This is a genomic window from Paenochrobactrum sp. BZR 201-1 (assembly GCF_044987585.2).
GTDB lineage: Bacteria > Pseudomonadota > Alphaproteobacteria > Rhizobiales > Rhizobiaceae > Paenochrobactrum > Paenochrobactrum pullorum.
This window is the reverse complement of sequence record NZ_JBJDRZ020000001.1, coordinates 71459-83923: the sequence shown is the minus strand read 5'-3', so window position 1 is coordinate 83923 and position 12465 is coordinate 71459. Positions and strand designations below refer to the sequence as shown.

Sequence of the window (12465 nt, the reverse complement as noted above, 5' to 3'; positions counted from 1 at the left end):
TGCTCGCTCTAGCATTTTGTTTTTACGCATGTCTTTATCCCAAAACCGGTGCCCACTTTTGGGAGACATGCTTTAGCTGAACCGCGTGCGGTGCCTTGCGGTGTAAGGACAGGCACGAAGACCCGACGTGATGCACGACGTGCTACCGGAACGCCCTGATAGAGCCGCTTTTGGGCTTCCACTACCAATACACCGGCAAAAGCGGGCCAGCAGGTGCGGGCTATGCGTTCCAGTGCAGAAACCGGTTTTTGCAGCCAGCTTTTCGAGGTCGGCGGAAAATGCAATGCGTCTTTGGTGGCTGTCGCGGTGAAATTGGCTTCTCGCAGTGCCGACATGATTTGTCCGCGACTATAAGGCCGCCCGCTACCAAAAGGTGTATGTTCAAAACGTGCCCAGATACCGCGACGGTTGGGCACGACAATTAACAGGCGGCCGTTGGGCGCAAGTACGCGCCACATTTCGTTGAGTGTTTCCGCCGGATTTTCTGAAAATTCCAGCGAATGCACCATCAGGATGCGATCAATAGATGCATCAGGGAGCGGCAATTCTTCGTCAAAAACCAGAGCTGTGGTGTTGGATTGTCTTTGCGGCCATGCAACGGCACCTTGACCGGCAGGCATGAAGGCAAATGTGCGTTCTGCATCACCTTTAAAGCGGTCGAGGAAAGGCAGTGCATAACCCAATCCAACCAAGCGCTCGTCAGGCAGGCGTGTCCAGAGGGCGCTGAGTGTCATGGTGATGGATCGCTCTGCCATCATACCCAGTTTGCTGTCGTAAAAAGAGCGCAGTGCAATAATATCAGGATGCATGGCATGACCATAGCCCATGCATCTTGAAAAATATATGCATGATTACTGCCAGCACCCTAAATTTTGACCTTTAAGATTGTGGCTGTCGATTTCAACGATCAGACGCGGATCTTCGCGCATCAGGAAAAGCGAAGTTCGCTTTTTTAGATCAATCTTTTCCCAACCGCCACATTCGGTCGGCATGACTGTCTTATCCAGTGTGATTTTTTCTGCATAGGTATTAACGCTACACCCCTGCATGAATGCCAGCAGCGGCAGTAAAACAGCTATAGAGGGGATACGAGATGATGATAACACGCTAAAATCCATTTTTGGGTATTCTCGCAACTGTTTTAAGTCGGGTTTGGAAGCGCTAATAATAAAGAACATTTTATATCAGTCTATGGTTAAATAAGCCATAGGTCGATTATTTTGTTAAGTCATTGACTGTGAAAGTTTTATAATAATATTACATAACTATTTCGAATTGAATACGTTTATTGATCGTGCAAATTAATAGTAATTCTTCGTTTAAATGAAATTTTCAAAAAAATATACTTTGTACACTAAAGGATTAACACATGGTTAATAAATTGTCCGCTGAATTTATAGGTACCTTCTGGTTGGTTTTTGGTGGTTGCGGCAGTGCAATTCTGGCTGCGACATTTCCTGAGCTTGGTATTGGCTTTTTGGGCGTATCTTTTGCTTTTGGTTTGAGTGTGCTGACGATGGCTTATGCTGTCGGGCATATATCGGGCGGGCACTTCAATCCGGCTGTTTCACTCGGACTTTTGATCGGTGGTCGCATGAAAATTCATGAAATTGTGCCTTATTGGGCGGCGCAAGTTGCAGGGGCGGTGGCTGCTGCATTTTTTCTTTATATTATTGCTTCAGGCAATGATACATTCGCGCCTGAGGGCTTTGCCTCGAATGGTTATGGTGATCTGTCGCCGGGTGAGTTCAATATGGTTTCTGCGCTGATCATTGAAATTGTTCTGACGGCTTTTTTTATCCTGATCATCTTAGGCGCAACGTCAAAACAGGCCCCCAAAGGATTTGCACCTCTGGCCATTGGCTTGAGCCTGACGCTCATTCATCTGGTATCCATTCCGGTGACCAATACATCGGTTAATCCTGCGCGTTCTACCGGTGTGGCGCTGTTTGCCGAAACCGCTGCCTTGAGCCAGCTTTGGCTGTTTTGGCTGGCACCTTTATTGGGAGCGGCACTTGGCGCGATAACGTGGAAAGTTTTTCTCGGCAAAGATTAAAACAAAACGCAGTCTGTACTGCCTTTTAATCATAAAAAACCGGATTGATATTCATGCACAAAAGCGTTTTTCTACACGGTGCCTGATGGCAATCCGGTCTGGTTCCGCCACTTCCAAGAGATCGGCCAGTCGCCACATGACGGCATCTTCCAGCTCATGCACGGCACCATCGCTATAAACCATTTCCCACATCAGCTCGATAAATTCGAGGCGGGCGGCATGGTTGAGATGGCGTTTCAAAACCATCGCAAATCCATAAATGTCGATCGCTTCCTGATCGGCTTTTTCTGCAGCTTTTATCAGACGCTCGACGGCTTCTCTGGGCAGGGCATAGGCTTCCGATAATGTACGATAAAGCACATCACGCTCTGCTTCGCGGCGGTCTCCGTCCACATCCATAATGTGCAAAAGAAGAGCTGCTGCTGCTAATCTAGGGTCATCTTCGGAAAAACTTTCAGCAGGCTCCCCCATGACGCTTTCTTGAATGTCTTTCATAAAATCAAGTAATCGATCCAGCATGCAGTTCCCCGATGAAAAGTTTTAAAACAAGCGCATATTATTGGTTTTAATGGCGCCGACATCGTCCGGATGGACACCCGGATCATCCACGACTGTCAGCGGAATTTTGCTTTTTTTGCTTTTGTCCGTTTTTTGCCCGGTCGTTTTGGCAATTTCTTCTTTGTTGGTATCAGCTACTGATTTTGTTGCTTCCTCAGCAGGCTGCTGCGGTTCTTGGCTTTTAAGCGGCGTGACAGGCTTTACCTGTGTCAGATCAAGCACAGGGGCGGCATTCGTCGTTTCTTTTGTATCATCTTGAGATCCGAGTATTTCTTGCGGCTCTGATTCAATCATTGGTGCCAGTTCTTCAACCGGTACTTTCCACTCAAAGCTATTCAAGCGGCCTGTGACGGGTGAAACCGGAGCCCAGACTTGCGAGACATAGCCATCGGCTGTCCACAGTGGATCGCGTGGTGCTTTAAGCGCTTTGCCCAGCCATTGGCGCACCAAACCCTGATCACCACTATCGGCTTCTTCAATGTCTGCAAGCAACAAATAAGCGCTTTTGCGTGGTGCGGATTGCAATACCTGTTCGACCTGATCACGCGCCAGTTTGAATTCATTGGCATCATAGGCGGCTCGCGCCAGTGCCAGATTGCTCTCAACATTATTGCTGCGCAATGACACCAAGTGGCGGGCACGCTTCAGACGGTCATGGGCTGTGTCGCCGCTGCGGCCATGAACATAAACATCGGCAATCTCCGGATGGGGTTCTTTTTTCCATGCAGCTTCCAGAATTTTGGATGCTTTACGCACTTCGCCTTGGGCAAAAAGGCTGCGTGCGGCAACAACAGACGCAGGAATAAGATCGGGATTAAGCTTATGCGCTTCCAGTGCAATGCTGCGCGCTTCAAGCGGCTCGGTTTCAAGCTTTGCCATCGCTTTGGCGGTTAGCAGGGCCGCACGTTCTTTTTTGGCTTGTATCTTGCTTTGGCGCAGTGATTGTTTGCGTGCTTCAACGAGGTTAAGCGCTGCGTCCCAATTGCCTTGTGCACAAAGCTGACCAAGCACCGCTGATGAAGCCCATTCCAGCTGCGGGGCATGGCGGGCAGCGTCGGCTGCATAATTACGGGCGGCGTCATAGGCACCCATACGCAATGCTTCAATATAAAGGCCGCGCAAACCCAATAAGCGAGTTTCAGGATCTTCCACCATTGCCTCAAAGCCTTTGCGCGCGTCATCGGCACGCCCCTCCAGCATAGCGGTCTGGGCTTCCAGCAATTTGATCAGCGGTTCCTGATCTGCGCTGAGCAATTTGCCAGCTTGAGCACTCATTCGTCTTGCTGCTTCTGCATCACCTGCACCGGCTGCAATCAGTCCGGTTGAAAGGGACTGATAGCCGCGGTCACGTTTGCGGGCACGAAAATGACGGCGCAAAATATGCGGTGATTGATAGATGTTTTTAATCAGCCACCAGCACAGCATGAATGCGGCGACAATGGCAACGATACTGGCCGCAGCTACCATCAAGCTAATGCGGTAGCGTTGACCGCCAAACATCATCACCAGATCGCCGGGACGATCTGCAAGCCAGCCAAAGCCCAAGCCCAACGCAACAATAATCAGCACATAAATGAAAATTCTTATCATGCACCGGCTCCTTATTGTGCAGCCTGAGGCGTGGCGTCATCTGCCTTTGGTTGCAGGCTCTGGGTCATCAGGCGTGTAAGCAGCTGATCAGCATCACGGCGCAGTTTCATCTGATCGGCAAACTCCTGACTGACGGCCTTGGCATCATCGGGAAGTTGCTCCCATTCATTAATGGCGCGTTCCAGATCACCGGAATGAAGGGCTGATTCCATACGTGCCGTGGTTGGCCCGACACCAGTGCCGCTGACATCACCGACAGGACGAACGCTAATAAGTCCTTTGGCGCTTGCCATCAGTTGCTCCCATAGACCTGCATCAGGGGCTGGCTTATTGGCTGTTGCGACGATTTTGTCGGCAACAGGATTAAACCACGCGTTGAAATCAGCAATGGTTGGAATGCCTGTAATTGAGTGCTGCTCAAGCATTTCAGCAGCTGGATCTGCAGGGTGCAGTGATGTAAATGTTTCCAGTTCCGCAACATAAGAACCACCGCGGTCAATGGCATTTTTAAGCGAATTGGCGGCAATTAATGCTGCCATGTCGGGTTGGCGTGATGTCTCGGAGACTTTTTCCTGTAAAGCTGTAAACTGATCCTGCAATGTGGTGATTGAGTTTTGATCGGTTGACGCATTGGCGACTGCTTCGTTTGCCTTTGATGCAGCTGTTGCAAGCTGTGTTTCCAAGGCTGCAATTTTTGCAGTCAGTGCTTCAATATCTGCATCCACAATGGCGCTGCCTGCGATGGGCAGATTGTCGACTTTATTTTGCAGATTATTGAGTTTTTCTGTTGTCGAATTGTCAAGCTCATCCAGTTTGGTGGCAGTTGCTTGTGCCAGACTTTCAGCCTGATCGAGTTTTTGCTGACCGGCCTGATTGAGCGTTGCTGTCACAGGCGCAATTTTAAGTGTTGAAACTTCTTGTTCCAGATGGGCTAATTGCTCGGCTGTAACGCGGGCGCCGGGTGAGGGAATAACATTGCCCCATTGCAATGCTGCCGCCCCTGCCAAGGCGATCATCCCGCCAGCAATGCCCGCTATCAGTGTGGAACCGGTATTGCGGGTGTTTTTGACTGCTGTCGGTTCGCTCATTTTTGCCGATGTTTGAGATTGCGGTTTTGGTTCGGCCTGCATGTGGGATTGTGACACGGAACCTGTATCCTTTAATGTATCGGGCTTTATTGTATCGGACTGCGATGGCGAGGACATTGGTTTTGCAGCTGACGGCTTTGGCACTTCTGCCTTCACGGTCGTCGGGCGAGAGGCTGGCGTTTTGGTGAAATCACCAACCGGCTCCGCTTCGTGGGTGTGCGGCTTCGGGTTCACAGTGTCATCTGTTTTTTGCTTCGGCGCCGGATCATGTTCGATCGTCACGGGTTTGCGTACTGGCTTTGAGTGGCGCGGTGTTCCGGATTTTGCCATTGGTCCTCTCGTCATGATTTAACGCAGCAATTAGCAATCTATATCGTCAGCAACTTAACAGATATAACCCAAGCATGAAGGAATCGTTGCCTCATTTTCGGTTAAATATGCTTAAATAGCCTAAAAATTCCGTTTTCATCGGGATGATCGGCAGAGAAACTGTTGTCTTTCCATTGCGCCGGCAAAAGTTCGGCCACTCGCGGTGCGATGCAGAAAAACTTGGTACCAGCCTGAAAAAGCGATTTTGCTGTTTGCTCTTGCAAATATTTCAGGCGGGAAGCGGTGACACCTGAATATAATAATACCGCCGCATAAGGCTGGCCGATGATCTGTTGCGGGTCGGGATGCGTGGCGACAGTGTCATAAATATCATAGACCTGCATCACGAGACCGGTAGCTTGAACGCGTTCTTCAAAGATCGGTTGGCGAACCCGTCCGGCAAGGTAAATAACCTCAGCGCCTTGGGGCAAATGCTCGGCCATTGTTGTGGCCAGACGAACCGCATCGCCACCACCTTCAATAACAGTTTCAAAGCTATAATCGCGCGCAACTTCGGCTGTGCGTACGCCAACGGCAAAAAGCGGCAGATGTTTGATAGCTTCAAGCAGTTGCGGATCAGCATGGCGTAAAGCGTTAATACTGGTGATGGTGATCGCCGCATAGGTTTTGATCTCAATTTGCGGCGACAGAGCTTGTGTTTCGGTGAGTGGAAAAACATCCGCAATAAATCCGGCCCGTTGCAAAAGATGCGCCGTGCGTGCTGCCGCTGGTTGCGGCCGCGTCACTAAAATGCGTTTTGCTTTGCCTGAGGGCAGTTTTACCGAGGATGAAGTTTCCACTCACACCAATCCTAATTTTACCAATCTTTGAAAAAGTCTGGGCCTGCCATCGCACGCACGCGCTTGGCTGCATCTTCACCAATGGCAGCAGCATCCGCAATGGAGCCTTCGCCGCTGACATGATGTGCCTGTGTGCCATCGGGGGTAAGAATCATACCGTTAAACTGCACATGCCCCTGATTGATGATCGCAAGACCTGCAATCGGCGTGCGGCAAGAGCCATCAAGATGGCCTAAAAATGCTCGTTCGCAAGCAAGGGCAATTTGTGTTTCACGATGGGCAAGCGGGGCAAGCAGTGCATCAATACGGGTGTCACCAATGCGGCTTTCAATCGCGATAGCGCCTTGACCGGGTGCAGGCAGGAAATGATGCGGATCCATCAAATCGGTGATGACATCTTGCAGCCCTAAACGGCGCAAACCGGCAGCGGCCAAAAATGTACCGTCGACTTCGCCTTCTTCCAGTTTACGCAAACGGGTTTGCACATTGCCGCGATACATGACAATTTTCAAATCAGGGCGCAGACGACGAATAAGGGCCTGACGGCGCAGCGAAGAGGAACCGACGACAGCACCTTGCGGCAAATCGGTGAATTTCTTGACATTGCGGCCGATGAAAGCATCGCGAGGGTCTTCACGCTCCAGAAAGACCGACAGATGCAGACCTTCCGGCAGTACGGTTGGAATATCTTTGGTGGAATGTACCGCGATATCAATTTCACCCGCATGTAAAGCTTGTTCAATTTCTTCAGTGAAAAGACCTTTGCCACCAATTTCGGCTAAAGGACGATCCTGAATGCGATCACCGGCGGTGGACATCGGAATGATTTCAATGGCCTCTTCAGGCAGGCCGTGGGCTTCCTGCAGGCGGCGGCGCGTTTCGTAGGCTTGAGCAAGCGCGAGCTTGCTGCCGCGCGTGCCGATCTTCAAGGATGCTGTTTGCATATTCATTCGTCCATGATACCGGGTTGCATAAACTTGTCATAATGTGGTTTAGCCTATGGCCTAACCAAAAATCCTCTCGGGGGCAACAAATTCAGGGTCTAATCGCAAATGCGCGTGCTTGGAATAGAGACGAGTTGCGACGAAACAGCCGCAGCAATAGTCGAACGGGATGAAAATGGACATGGGGTTATTCTCTCCAATGTCGTGTTGAGCCAGATTGCCGAGCATGAACCCTATGGTGGTGTCGTGCCGGAAATCGCTGCCCGTGCGCATGTGGAAGCTCTGGACAGGCTGGTGAAACAAGCGCTTTTTGAGGCCGATTGCGAGCTTGGTGATGTGGATGCTATTGCCGCCACCGCAGGCCCTGGGTTGATCGGGGGGCTGATTGTCGGCCTGATGACCGGCAAGGCACTCGCCTTGGCCGAGAAGAAGCCATTCTATGCGATCAACCATCTGGAAGGCCATGCGCTGACAGCGCGCCTCACCGATGGTTTGAGCTATCCTTATTTATTGTTGCTTGTGTCCGGTGGTCATACCCAGATGGTGTTGGTGCGCGGTCTTGGCGATTATACCCGTCTTGGCACCACCATTGATGATGCTTTGGGTGAAGCTTTTGACAAAACTGCCAAACTGCTGGGATTGCCATATCCGGGCGGGCCTGCTGTTGAACAGGCAGCTTTAACAGGCGATCCGAAGCGTTTTTCACTGCCGCGTCCGCTCAAAGGTGAGGCAAGGCTTGATTTTTCTTTTTCCGGTTTGAAAACGGCAGTGCGTCAGACAGCGACAGAAATTGCACCTTTAAGCGAGCAGGATGTTGCCGATATTTGCGCAGGCTTTCAATTGGCTGTTGCGGATACATTGAGCGATCGTGTCAGTCGTTCTTTGAAGCGTTTTAGGCAAGAATATCCTGACAAGCCAATGCCGGAACTGGTGGTGGCTGGCGGGGTTGCGGCCAACAAGGCTTTACGCGCTGCTTTGCAAAATCTGTGCGATCAATATGGTTTCCGTTTTGTCGCGCCGCCGCATAATTTATGCACCGATAATGCCGCGATGATTGCATGGGCAGGCGTGGAACGCGCTTGCCAAAACGAATCATTTGGCAAAAATGGTGATCCGCTTGATATTGCGCCGCGCTCACGTTGGCCGCTGGATCAAAAATCCACGCCATTAATCGGAACAGGACGCAGAGGAGCCAAGGCATGACGAAAAATTTAAAAATTGCTGTGCTTGGTGGTGGCGCATGGGGCACAGCACTTGCCGTGATGGCTGCCAATAATGGCCACCAAACCATGCTTTATGCCCGTGATGCGGCAACGGTTGAGGATATTAATCTCAGCCATCAAAACCAGCGCTATTTGGGCGAGATTGTGCTGCCGGCAAGTGTGCAGGCAAGCACTGATGCGGCAGAAGTTTTGAACAATGCCGATATTGTTTTGTCGGTTATGCCGGCGCAGGCAATGGGTGCTGCTTTAGCTGAAATGGCGGATCTCATCCCGCAATCCGCACCGCTGGTTTTATGTGCTAAAGGCATTGAGCGCAGCACCGGAAGGCTGATGTCGGAAGTGGTGAGCGAAGTTTTGCCGGAGCACGAGCTTGCCGCGCTATCGGGGCCGAGCTTTGCCACTGATGTGGCGCGCGGATTGCCGACAGCCGTAACCATTGCCAGTAAAAATATCGCCACTGCCGATCAGGTCTCGGTTGCTTTGTCGGGGGCGGCATTTCGCTGCTATTCAACCGATGATTTGACCGGTGTGGAAATTGGCGGATCGTTGAAAAACGTGCTTGCCTTGGCGGCTGGGGCTGCAATCGGGCGCGGCCTTGGTGCCAGTGCTCAGGCAGCTTTGGTCACGCGCGGCTTTGTCGAATTGCGTCGTATCGGCCATAAAATGGGCGCGCGCCCTGAAACCATTATGGGCTTGTCGGGCTTGGGTGATTTGATGCTGACCTGCTCATCACCGCAATCGCGCAATTATTCCTATGGTATGGCCTTGGGCGCTGGTGAAGATCTGTCGCGCCGTCCATTGGCAGAAGGTGTTGCGACCGCCCCTATTGCCGCCGAGCTTTGTCTCAAATATCAGATAGCTGCACCCATTATTGATGCAACGGCTGCACTTTTGGCCGGAGAGATCAGCATTGATGATGCGGTGAGCGCTCTGATTAACCGGCCTCTTAAAACAGAAGATTAAAAAAACGGGAGTGAACGCATGCTTTTTGCAATTCTTTGCAACGATAAGGCTGATCATCTGCAATTGCGTATGGACACACGTCCGGCACATGTGGAATTTTTGAACGGTCTGGGCGACCGATTGAAACTCGCAGGGCCTTTTTTGGACGGCAACAACAAGCCGAATGGCAGTCTTGTTGTGATTGAAGCAGACAATCAGGCAGAGGCTGAAAAAATTGCAGCCAGCGACCCTTATGCCGTTGCAGGCTTGTTTGAATCGGTCATAGTACGCCCGTGGAACTGGGTTTTCAACAATCCGGCCTCGGCTTAAAGTTACGCTGTTTGATTTCTCCGAAAGGATTTTGTCATGGCCAATTATTGGCTTTTTAAATCGGAACCATTCAAATGGTCTTGGGACATGCAAAAAGCCAAGGGTGCGACCGGTGAAGAATGGGACGGCGTTCGCAATTATCAGGCGCGCAACAATATGCGTGCGATGAAAATTGGCGATAAAGGTTTTTTCTACCATTCGAATGAAGGTTTGGAAGTGGTGGGGATTGTGGAAGTGAATGCGCTTTCGGCACCCGATAGCACCACTGATGATCCGCGCTGGGATTGCGTCCATATTCGTGCCGTTTGCGATATGCCAAAGCCAGTGACATTGAAAGACGTCAAAGCCAATCCTGTTTTGGAGAAAATGGCGCTTGTCACCTCTATGCGGTTGTCCGTGCAGCCTGTTTTGCAGGACGAATGGGATGAAGTATGCCGCATGGGCGGTCTTGATCCGAAAAGCATTTAAACGATGAAGAATGATGCGCCAAATGCTGCTTTGCAGGCAGTGCCTGAGCGCATCACCTCGTTTATTTTAGACAATACCAGCCTTCAATCTTTAGAATTTGTGCCGGAATTGCAGCTTTATCTGGCTGATGAAGCGCATGACCTTTGGCATAAAACCGAAAAAGAATTGGCAAACATTGGCCTGCCTCCGCCATTTTGGGCTTTCGCCTGGGCCGGCGGGCAGGGCCTTGCCCGTTATATTCTGGATCATCCTGAATTGGTGCGTGGTAAGATAGTTTTGGATTTTGCCTCCGGCTCTGGACTTGTTGGTATTGCGGCGATGAAAGCAAGCGCTCAATCGGTTATCTGCGCTGATATTGACGTTTTTGCCATGCCAGCAATGGCGCTTAATGCAGCTGCCAACGGGGTAGATTTATCAAGCATTTCCGACAATTTGATCGGGCAGGATCATGGCTGGGATGTGGTTTTGGCGGGGGATGTTTTTTATGACAAAGCTTTTGCCGATTTGCTGATGCCATGGTTTCGTCAATTGGCCAAACGCGGTGCGCTGGTGCTGATGGGCGATCCGGGGCGCGCCTATTTGCCGAAAAATAATTTGGCTGAGCAGGCACTGTATCAGGTGCCTGTTACCCGTGCGCTGGAAGATGCAGATGTGAAAAGCACCCGTATTTGGTGCTTTGCCGATGCAGCGCTCAAATAAAATCCGCTTTGAAATGCATCGGTTCATCTGGTGATGCACTGATTGTGAGCGCCCCGGAAATTTGTAGCTGGCTGATGATTTTTTGTGCGTCAGCCGCATCGCCGCTCATTTTGGCAAAGCCTGCACGCTTGATGAAAAGAGCGACGGAGAACAGATTTTTGACCACGCTTAAATTGGGCGTGCCGGTGGTACAGTTGAAATCAGTGACCGGTACACGCCAATTGCCGTAATTTTCACTTAAATAGCGATCCGCCTCAACTGCACCTAACACGTTCACACCATCCAGATTATAAGTGGTGAGTGCGAAATCGTGGTTGTCCCAGCGATGGATGACAGAACCATGCCAGCGAATGTCGTCTTCGAGATAATGAATGAAAACATCAATATTGATGCCGTTTTTATGAACGAGTTTAACCAGCGTTGGCAGTCTCTCGAGCTGAAACAGATCGTCCTCATCGCGGATGATCCGTATCTGGTGATCGGTTTTACGAGTGACGAAATGATCACTTTGTGCCAACAGGGATTGCAGACGTCCGGAATTATAATTTTCGCTATGGATGCCTAAATCAATGTCATAGTCATGAGCCAGCCAGCCACCTTCGCGGATGACACCTAAAAATGTACCGGATATAATATAGGAGGGGAGTTCATCATGCGGGACCAGCTGATAGAAGTCGGTCAATGCTTCGCGGGCATCATTTTGCGAAAACTGATTGGTCTCAGCCTTTAACTTTTTGATATTTTTCTCAAAATGCAAATCTGTATAGGCTGCCAAAGCATCATTTGCCGCATATTGATAGCGCTCATAAAGATTTAAAAAGCCGGTTTGATCTTTTGCAGCAAGCTTTTTGTGCGCCATACGTGCCAGAATATAGAGCTGGTCAGTCGTATAGATAAAAGGGCTATTACGCTTTTTATACCGCTTCAGAAAACGCAGTGTGCTTTCAAGTTCGCTATAACGCATGCCTTCTGTGAAATCGAAAAAATGATCAGCAATAACATTCAATTGCAAATAACTGCGGCTGGCAAACCAATGCAATTGCCGCAATGCCAGTTTAAAATCATTGTCCATGACTTTACGGCGAACGTAATTGGCAAGAGACACAGAAAAACTGGTGAAAAAAACAAAAATAAATGCGGCAATGCTGATGAGAAAACGCATCGGCCATGAATGATTTTTATTCAGGAAGATAAGCAGGCGGTAGTTTTTAGAAAGCATGCGTATAATGCACAATATTCTTTAAGGTGAGTAACATGGTCCTGATTTCCCCTGTCTGCAACCGCTTTTTCAATGAAGAAACTGATCTGATCGCAGGCAGATCAGCAGATCTTATACGCACAAGACGTGCGGGTGATTTCATCAGATAGATATTATCATAATGGAATCATAACAATAAT

Annotated in this window: 14 protein-coding genes; 6 read left to right on the top strand and 8 right to left on the bottom strand. The window is 50.0% G+C overall.

What is annotated here, in order from left to right; translation table 11 throughout:
- Positions 1 to 8: 8 nt before the first annotated feature.
- Both ACI0FR_RS00530 and ACI0FR_RS00525 read right to left on the bottom strand, forming a co-directional pair.
- Entirely contained in the window at positions 9 to 809 is an 801-nt protein-coding gene (locus tag ACI0FR_RS00530) for a class I SAM-dependent methyltransferase (RefSeq protein WP_374828779.1), read from the bottom strand.
- Positions 810 to 851: 42 nt separating this feature from the next.
- Positions 852 to 1178, bottom strand: a complete 327-nt coding sequence (locus tag ACI0FR_RS00525; RefSeq protein ID WP_374828778.1) for a hypothetical protein — start codon at positions 1176 to 1178, stop codon at positions 852 to 854.
- A gap of 191 nt (positions 1179 to 1369) precedes the next feature.
- On the opposite strand from ACI0FR_RS00525, the gene aqpZ reads away from it, so the two are divergent.
- Positions 1370 to 2056 carry an aquaporin Z gene (aqpZ, locus tag ACI0FR_RS00520; protein ID WP_374828777.1) on the top strand — a complete coding sequence of 229 codons (687 nt, stop codon included), beginning with the start codon at positions 1370 to 1372 and terminating at the stop codon, positions 2054 to 2056.
- Positions 2057 to 2107: 51 nt separating this feature from the next.
- Here the strand turns inward: aqpZ and ACI0FR_RS00515 are convergent, their stop codons facing one another.
- The 5 genes from ACI0FR_RS00515 to hemC all read right to left on the bottom strand — a co-directional run bounded on the left by ACI0FR_RS00515 (position 2108) and on the right by hemC (position 7405).
- On the bottom strand, positions 2108 to 2575 hold the full coding sequence (locus ACI0FR_RS00515) for a tellurite resistance TerB family protein (protein ID WP_374828776.1): 468 nt from the start codon (positions 2573 to 2575) through the stop codon (positions 2108 to 2110).
- 21 nt (positions 2576 to 2596) lie between these two features.
- On the bottom strand, positions 2597 to 4204 hold the full coding sequence (locus ACI0FR_RS00510; protein WP_404906828.1) for a heme biosynthesis protein HemY: 1608 nt from the start codon (positions 4202 to 4204) through the stop codon (positions 2597 to 2599).
- An 11-nt stretch (positions 4205 to 4215) separates the two neighbouring features.
- Positions 4216 to 5622, bottom strand: a complete 1407-nt coding sequence (locus ACI0FR_RS00505; protein WP_404906928.1) for a COG4223 family protein — start codon at positions 5620 to 5622, stop codon at positions 4216 to 4218.
- 101 nt (positions 5623 to 5723) lie between these two features.
- A complete protein-coding gene (locus ACI0FR_RS00500; protein WP_404906829.1) occupies positions 5724 to 6461 on the bottom strand; it encodes a uroporphyrinogen-III synthase in 738 nt (245 codons plus the stop codon).
- Positions 6462 to 6478: 17 nt separating this feature from the next.
- Positions 6479 to 7405 carry a hydroxymethylbilane synthase gene (hemC, locus tag ACI0FR_RS00495; RefSeq protein WP_404906830.1) on the bottom strand — a complete coding sequence of 309 codons (927 nt, stop codon included), beginning with the start codon at positions 7403 to 7405 and terminating at the stop codon, positions 6479 to 6481.
- Between the two features lie 108 nt (positions 7406 to 7513).
- Between hemC and tsaD the strand changes: the two genes are divergently transcribed.
- Genes tsaD through ACI0FR_RS00470 form a run of 5 tightly spaced genes read left to right on the top strand, consistent with a single transcriptional unit; the run spans position 7514 to position 11067 of the window.
- Positions 7514 to 8608, top strand: a complete 1095-nt coding sequence (tsaD, locus tag ACI0FR_RS00490; protein ID WP_404906831.1) for a tRNA (adenosine(37)-N6)-threonylcarbamoyltransferase complex transferase subunit TsaD — start codon at positions 7514 to 7516, stop codon at positions 8606 to 8608.
- The gene (locus tag ACI0FR_RS00485) at positions 8605 to 9591 is read left to right on the top strand and encodes an NAD(P)H-dependent glycerol-3-phosphate dehydrogenase (RefSeq protein WP_404906832.1); all 987 of its coding nucleotides are present in this window, start codon (positions 8605 to 8607) and stop codon (positions 9589 to 9591) included. The genes tsaD and ACI0FR_RS00485 overlap by 4 nt, the downstream gene beginning before the upstream one ends.
- A gap of 18 nt (positions 9592 to 9609) precedes the next feature.
- Positions 9610 to 9900, top strand: a complete 291-nt coding sequence (locus ACI0FR_RS00480) for a YciI-like protein (protein WP_374828770.1) — start codon at positions 9610 to 9612, stop codon at positions 9898 to 9900.
- A 36-nt stretch (positions 9901 to 9936) separates the two neighbouring features.
- Positions 9937 to 10368 (top strand): EVE domain-containing protein, encoded by a 432-nt coding sequence (locus ACI0FR_RS00475; RefSeq protein WP_374828769.1) that lies wholly within the window; start codon positions 9937 to 9939, stop codon positions 10366 to 10368.
- Positions 10369 to 10371: 3 nt separating this feature from the next.
- Positions 10372 to 11067 (top strand): class I SAM-dependent methyltransferase, encoded by a 696-nt coding sequence (locus tag ACI0FR_RS00470; RefSeq protein WP_404906833.1) that lies wholly within the window; start codon positions 10372 to 10374, stop codon positions 11065 to 11067.
- Here the strand turns inward: ACI0FR_RS00470 and ACI0FR_RS00465 are convergent.
- A complete protein-coding gene (locus ACI0FR_RS00465) occupies positions 11060 to 12286 on the bottom strand; it encodes a LicD family protein (protein WP_404906834.1) in 1227 nt (408 codons plus the stop codon). The genes ACI0FR_RS00470 and ACI0FR_RS00465 overlap by 8 nt on opposite strands.
- Positions 12287 to 12465 lie beyond the last annotated feature (179 nt).

Excerpts from the sequence above, each read along its gene's own strand:
- tsaD (WP_404906831.1), top strand. The coding sequence starts at position 7,514 with ATGCGCGTGCTTGGAATAGAGACGAGTTGCGACGAAACAGCCGCAGCA.
- hemC (WP_404906830.1), bottom strand. The coding sequence starts at position 7,405 with ATGCAAACAGCATCCTTGAAGATCGGCACGCGCGGCAGCAAGCTCGCG.
- ACI0FR_RS00525 (WP_374828778.1), bottom strand. The coding sequence starts at position 1,178 with ATGTTCTTTATTATTAGCGCTTCCAAACCCGACTTAAAACAGTTGCGA.
- aqpZ (WP_374828777.1), top strand. The coding sequence starts at position 1,370 with ATGGTTAATAAATTGTCCGCTGAATTTATAGGTACCTTCTGGTTGGTT.
- ACI0FR_RS00475 (WP_374828769.1), top strand. The coding sequence starts at position 9,937 with ATGGCCAATTATTGGCTTTTTAAATCGGAACCATTCAAATGGTCTTGG.
- ACI0FR_RS00530 (WP_374828779.1), bottom strand. The coding sequence starts at position 809 with ATGCATCCTGATATTATTGCACTGCGCTCTTTTTACGACAGCAAACTG.
- ACI0FR_RS00510 (WP_404906828.1), bottom strand. The coding sequence starts at position 4,204 with ATGATAAGAATTTTCATTTATGTGCTGATTATTGTTGCGTTGGGCTTG.
- ACI0FR_RS00480 (WP_374828770.1), top strand. The coding sequence starts at position 9,610 with ATGCTTTTTGCAATTCTTTGCAACGATAAGGCTGATCATCTGCAATTG.
- ACI0FR_RS00470 (WP_404906833.1), top strand. The coding sequence starts at position 10,372 with ATGAAGAATGATGCGCCAAATGCTGCTTTGCAGGCAGTGCCTGAGCGC.
- ACI0FR_RS00465 (WP_404906834.1), bottom strand. The coding sequence starts at position 12,286 with ATGCTTTCTAAAAACTACCGCCTGCTTATCTTCCTGAATAAAAATCAT.
- ACI0FR_RS00505 (WP_404906928.1), bottom strand. The coding sequence starts at position 5,622 with ATGGCAAAATCCGGAACACCGCGCCACTCAAAGCCAGTACGCAAACCC.
- ACI0FR_RS00485 (WP_404906832.1), top strand. The coding sequence starts at position 8,605 with ATGACGAAAAATTTAAAAATTGCTGTGCTTGGTGGTGGCGCATGGGGC.
- ACI0FR_RS00515 (WP_374828776.1), bottom strand. The coding sequence starts at position 2,575 with ATGCTGGATCGATTACTTGATTTTATGAAAGACATTCAAGAAAGCGTC.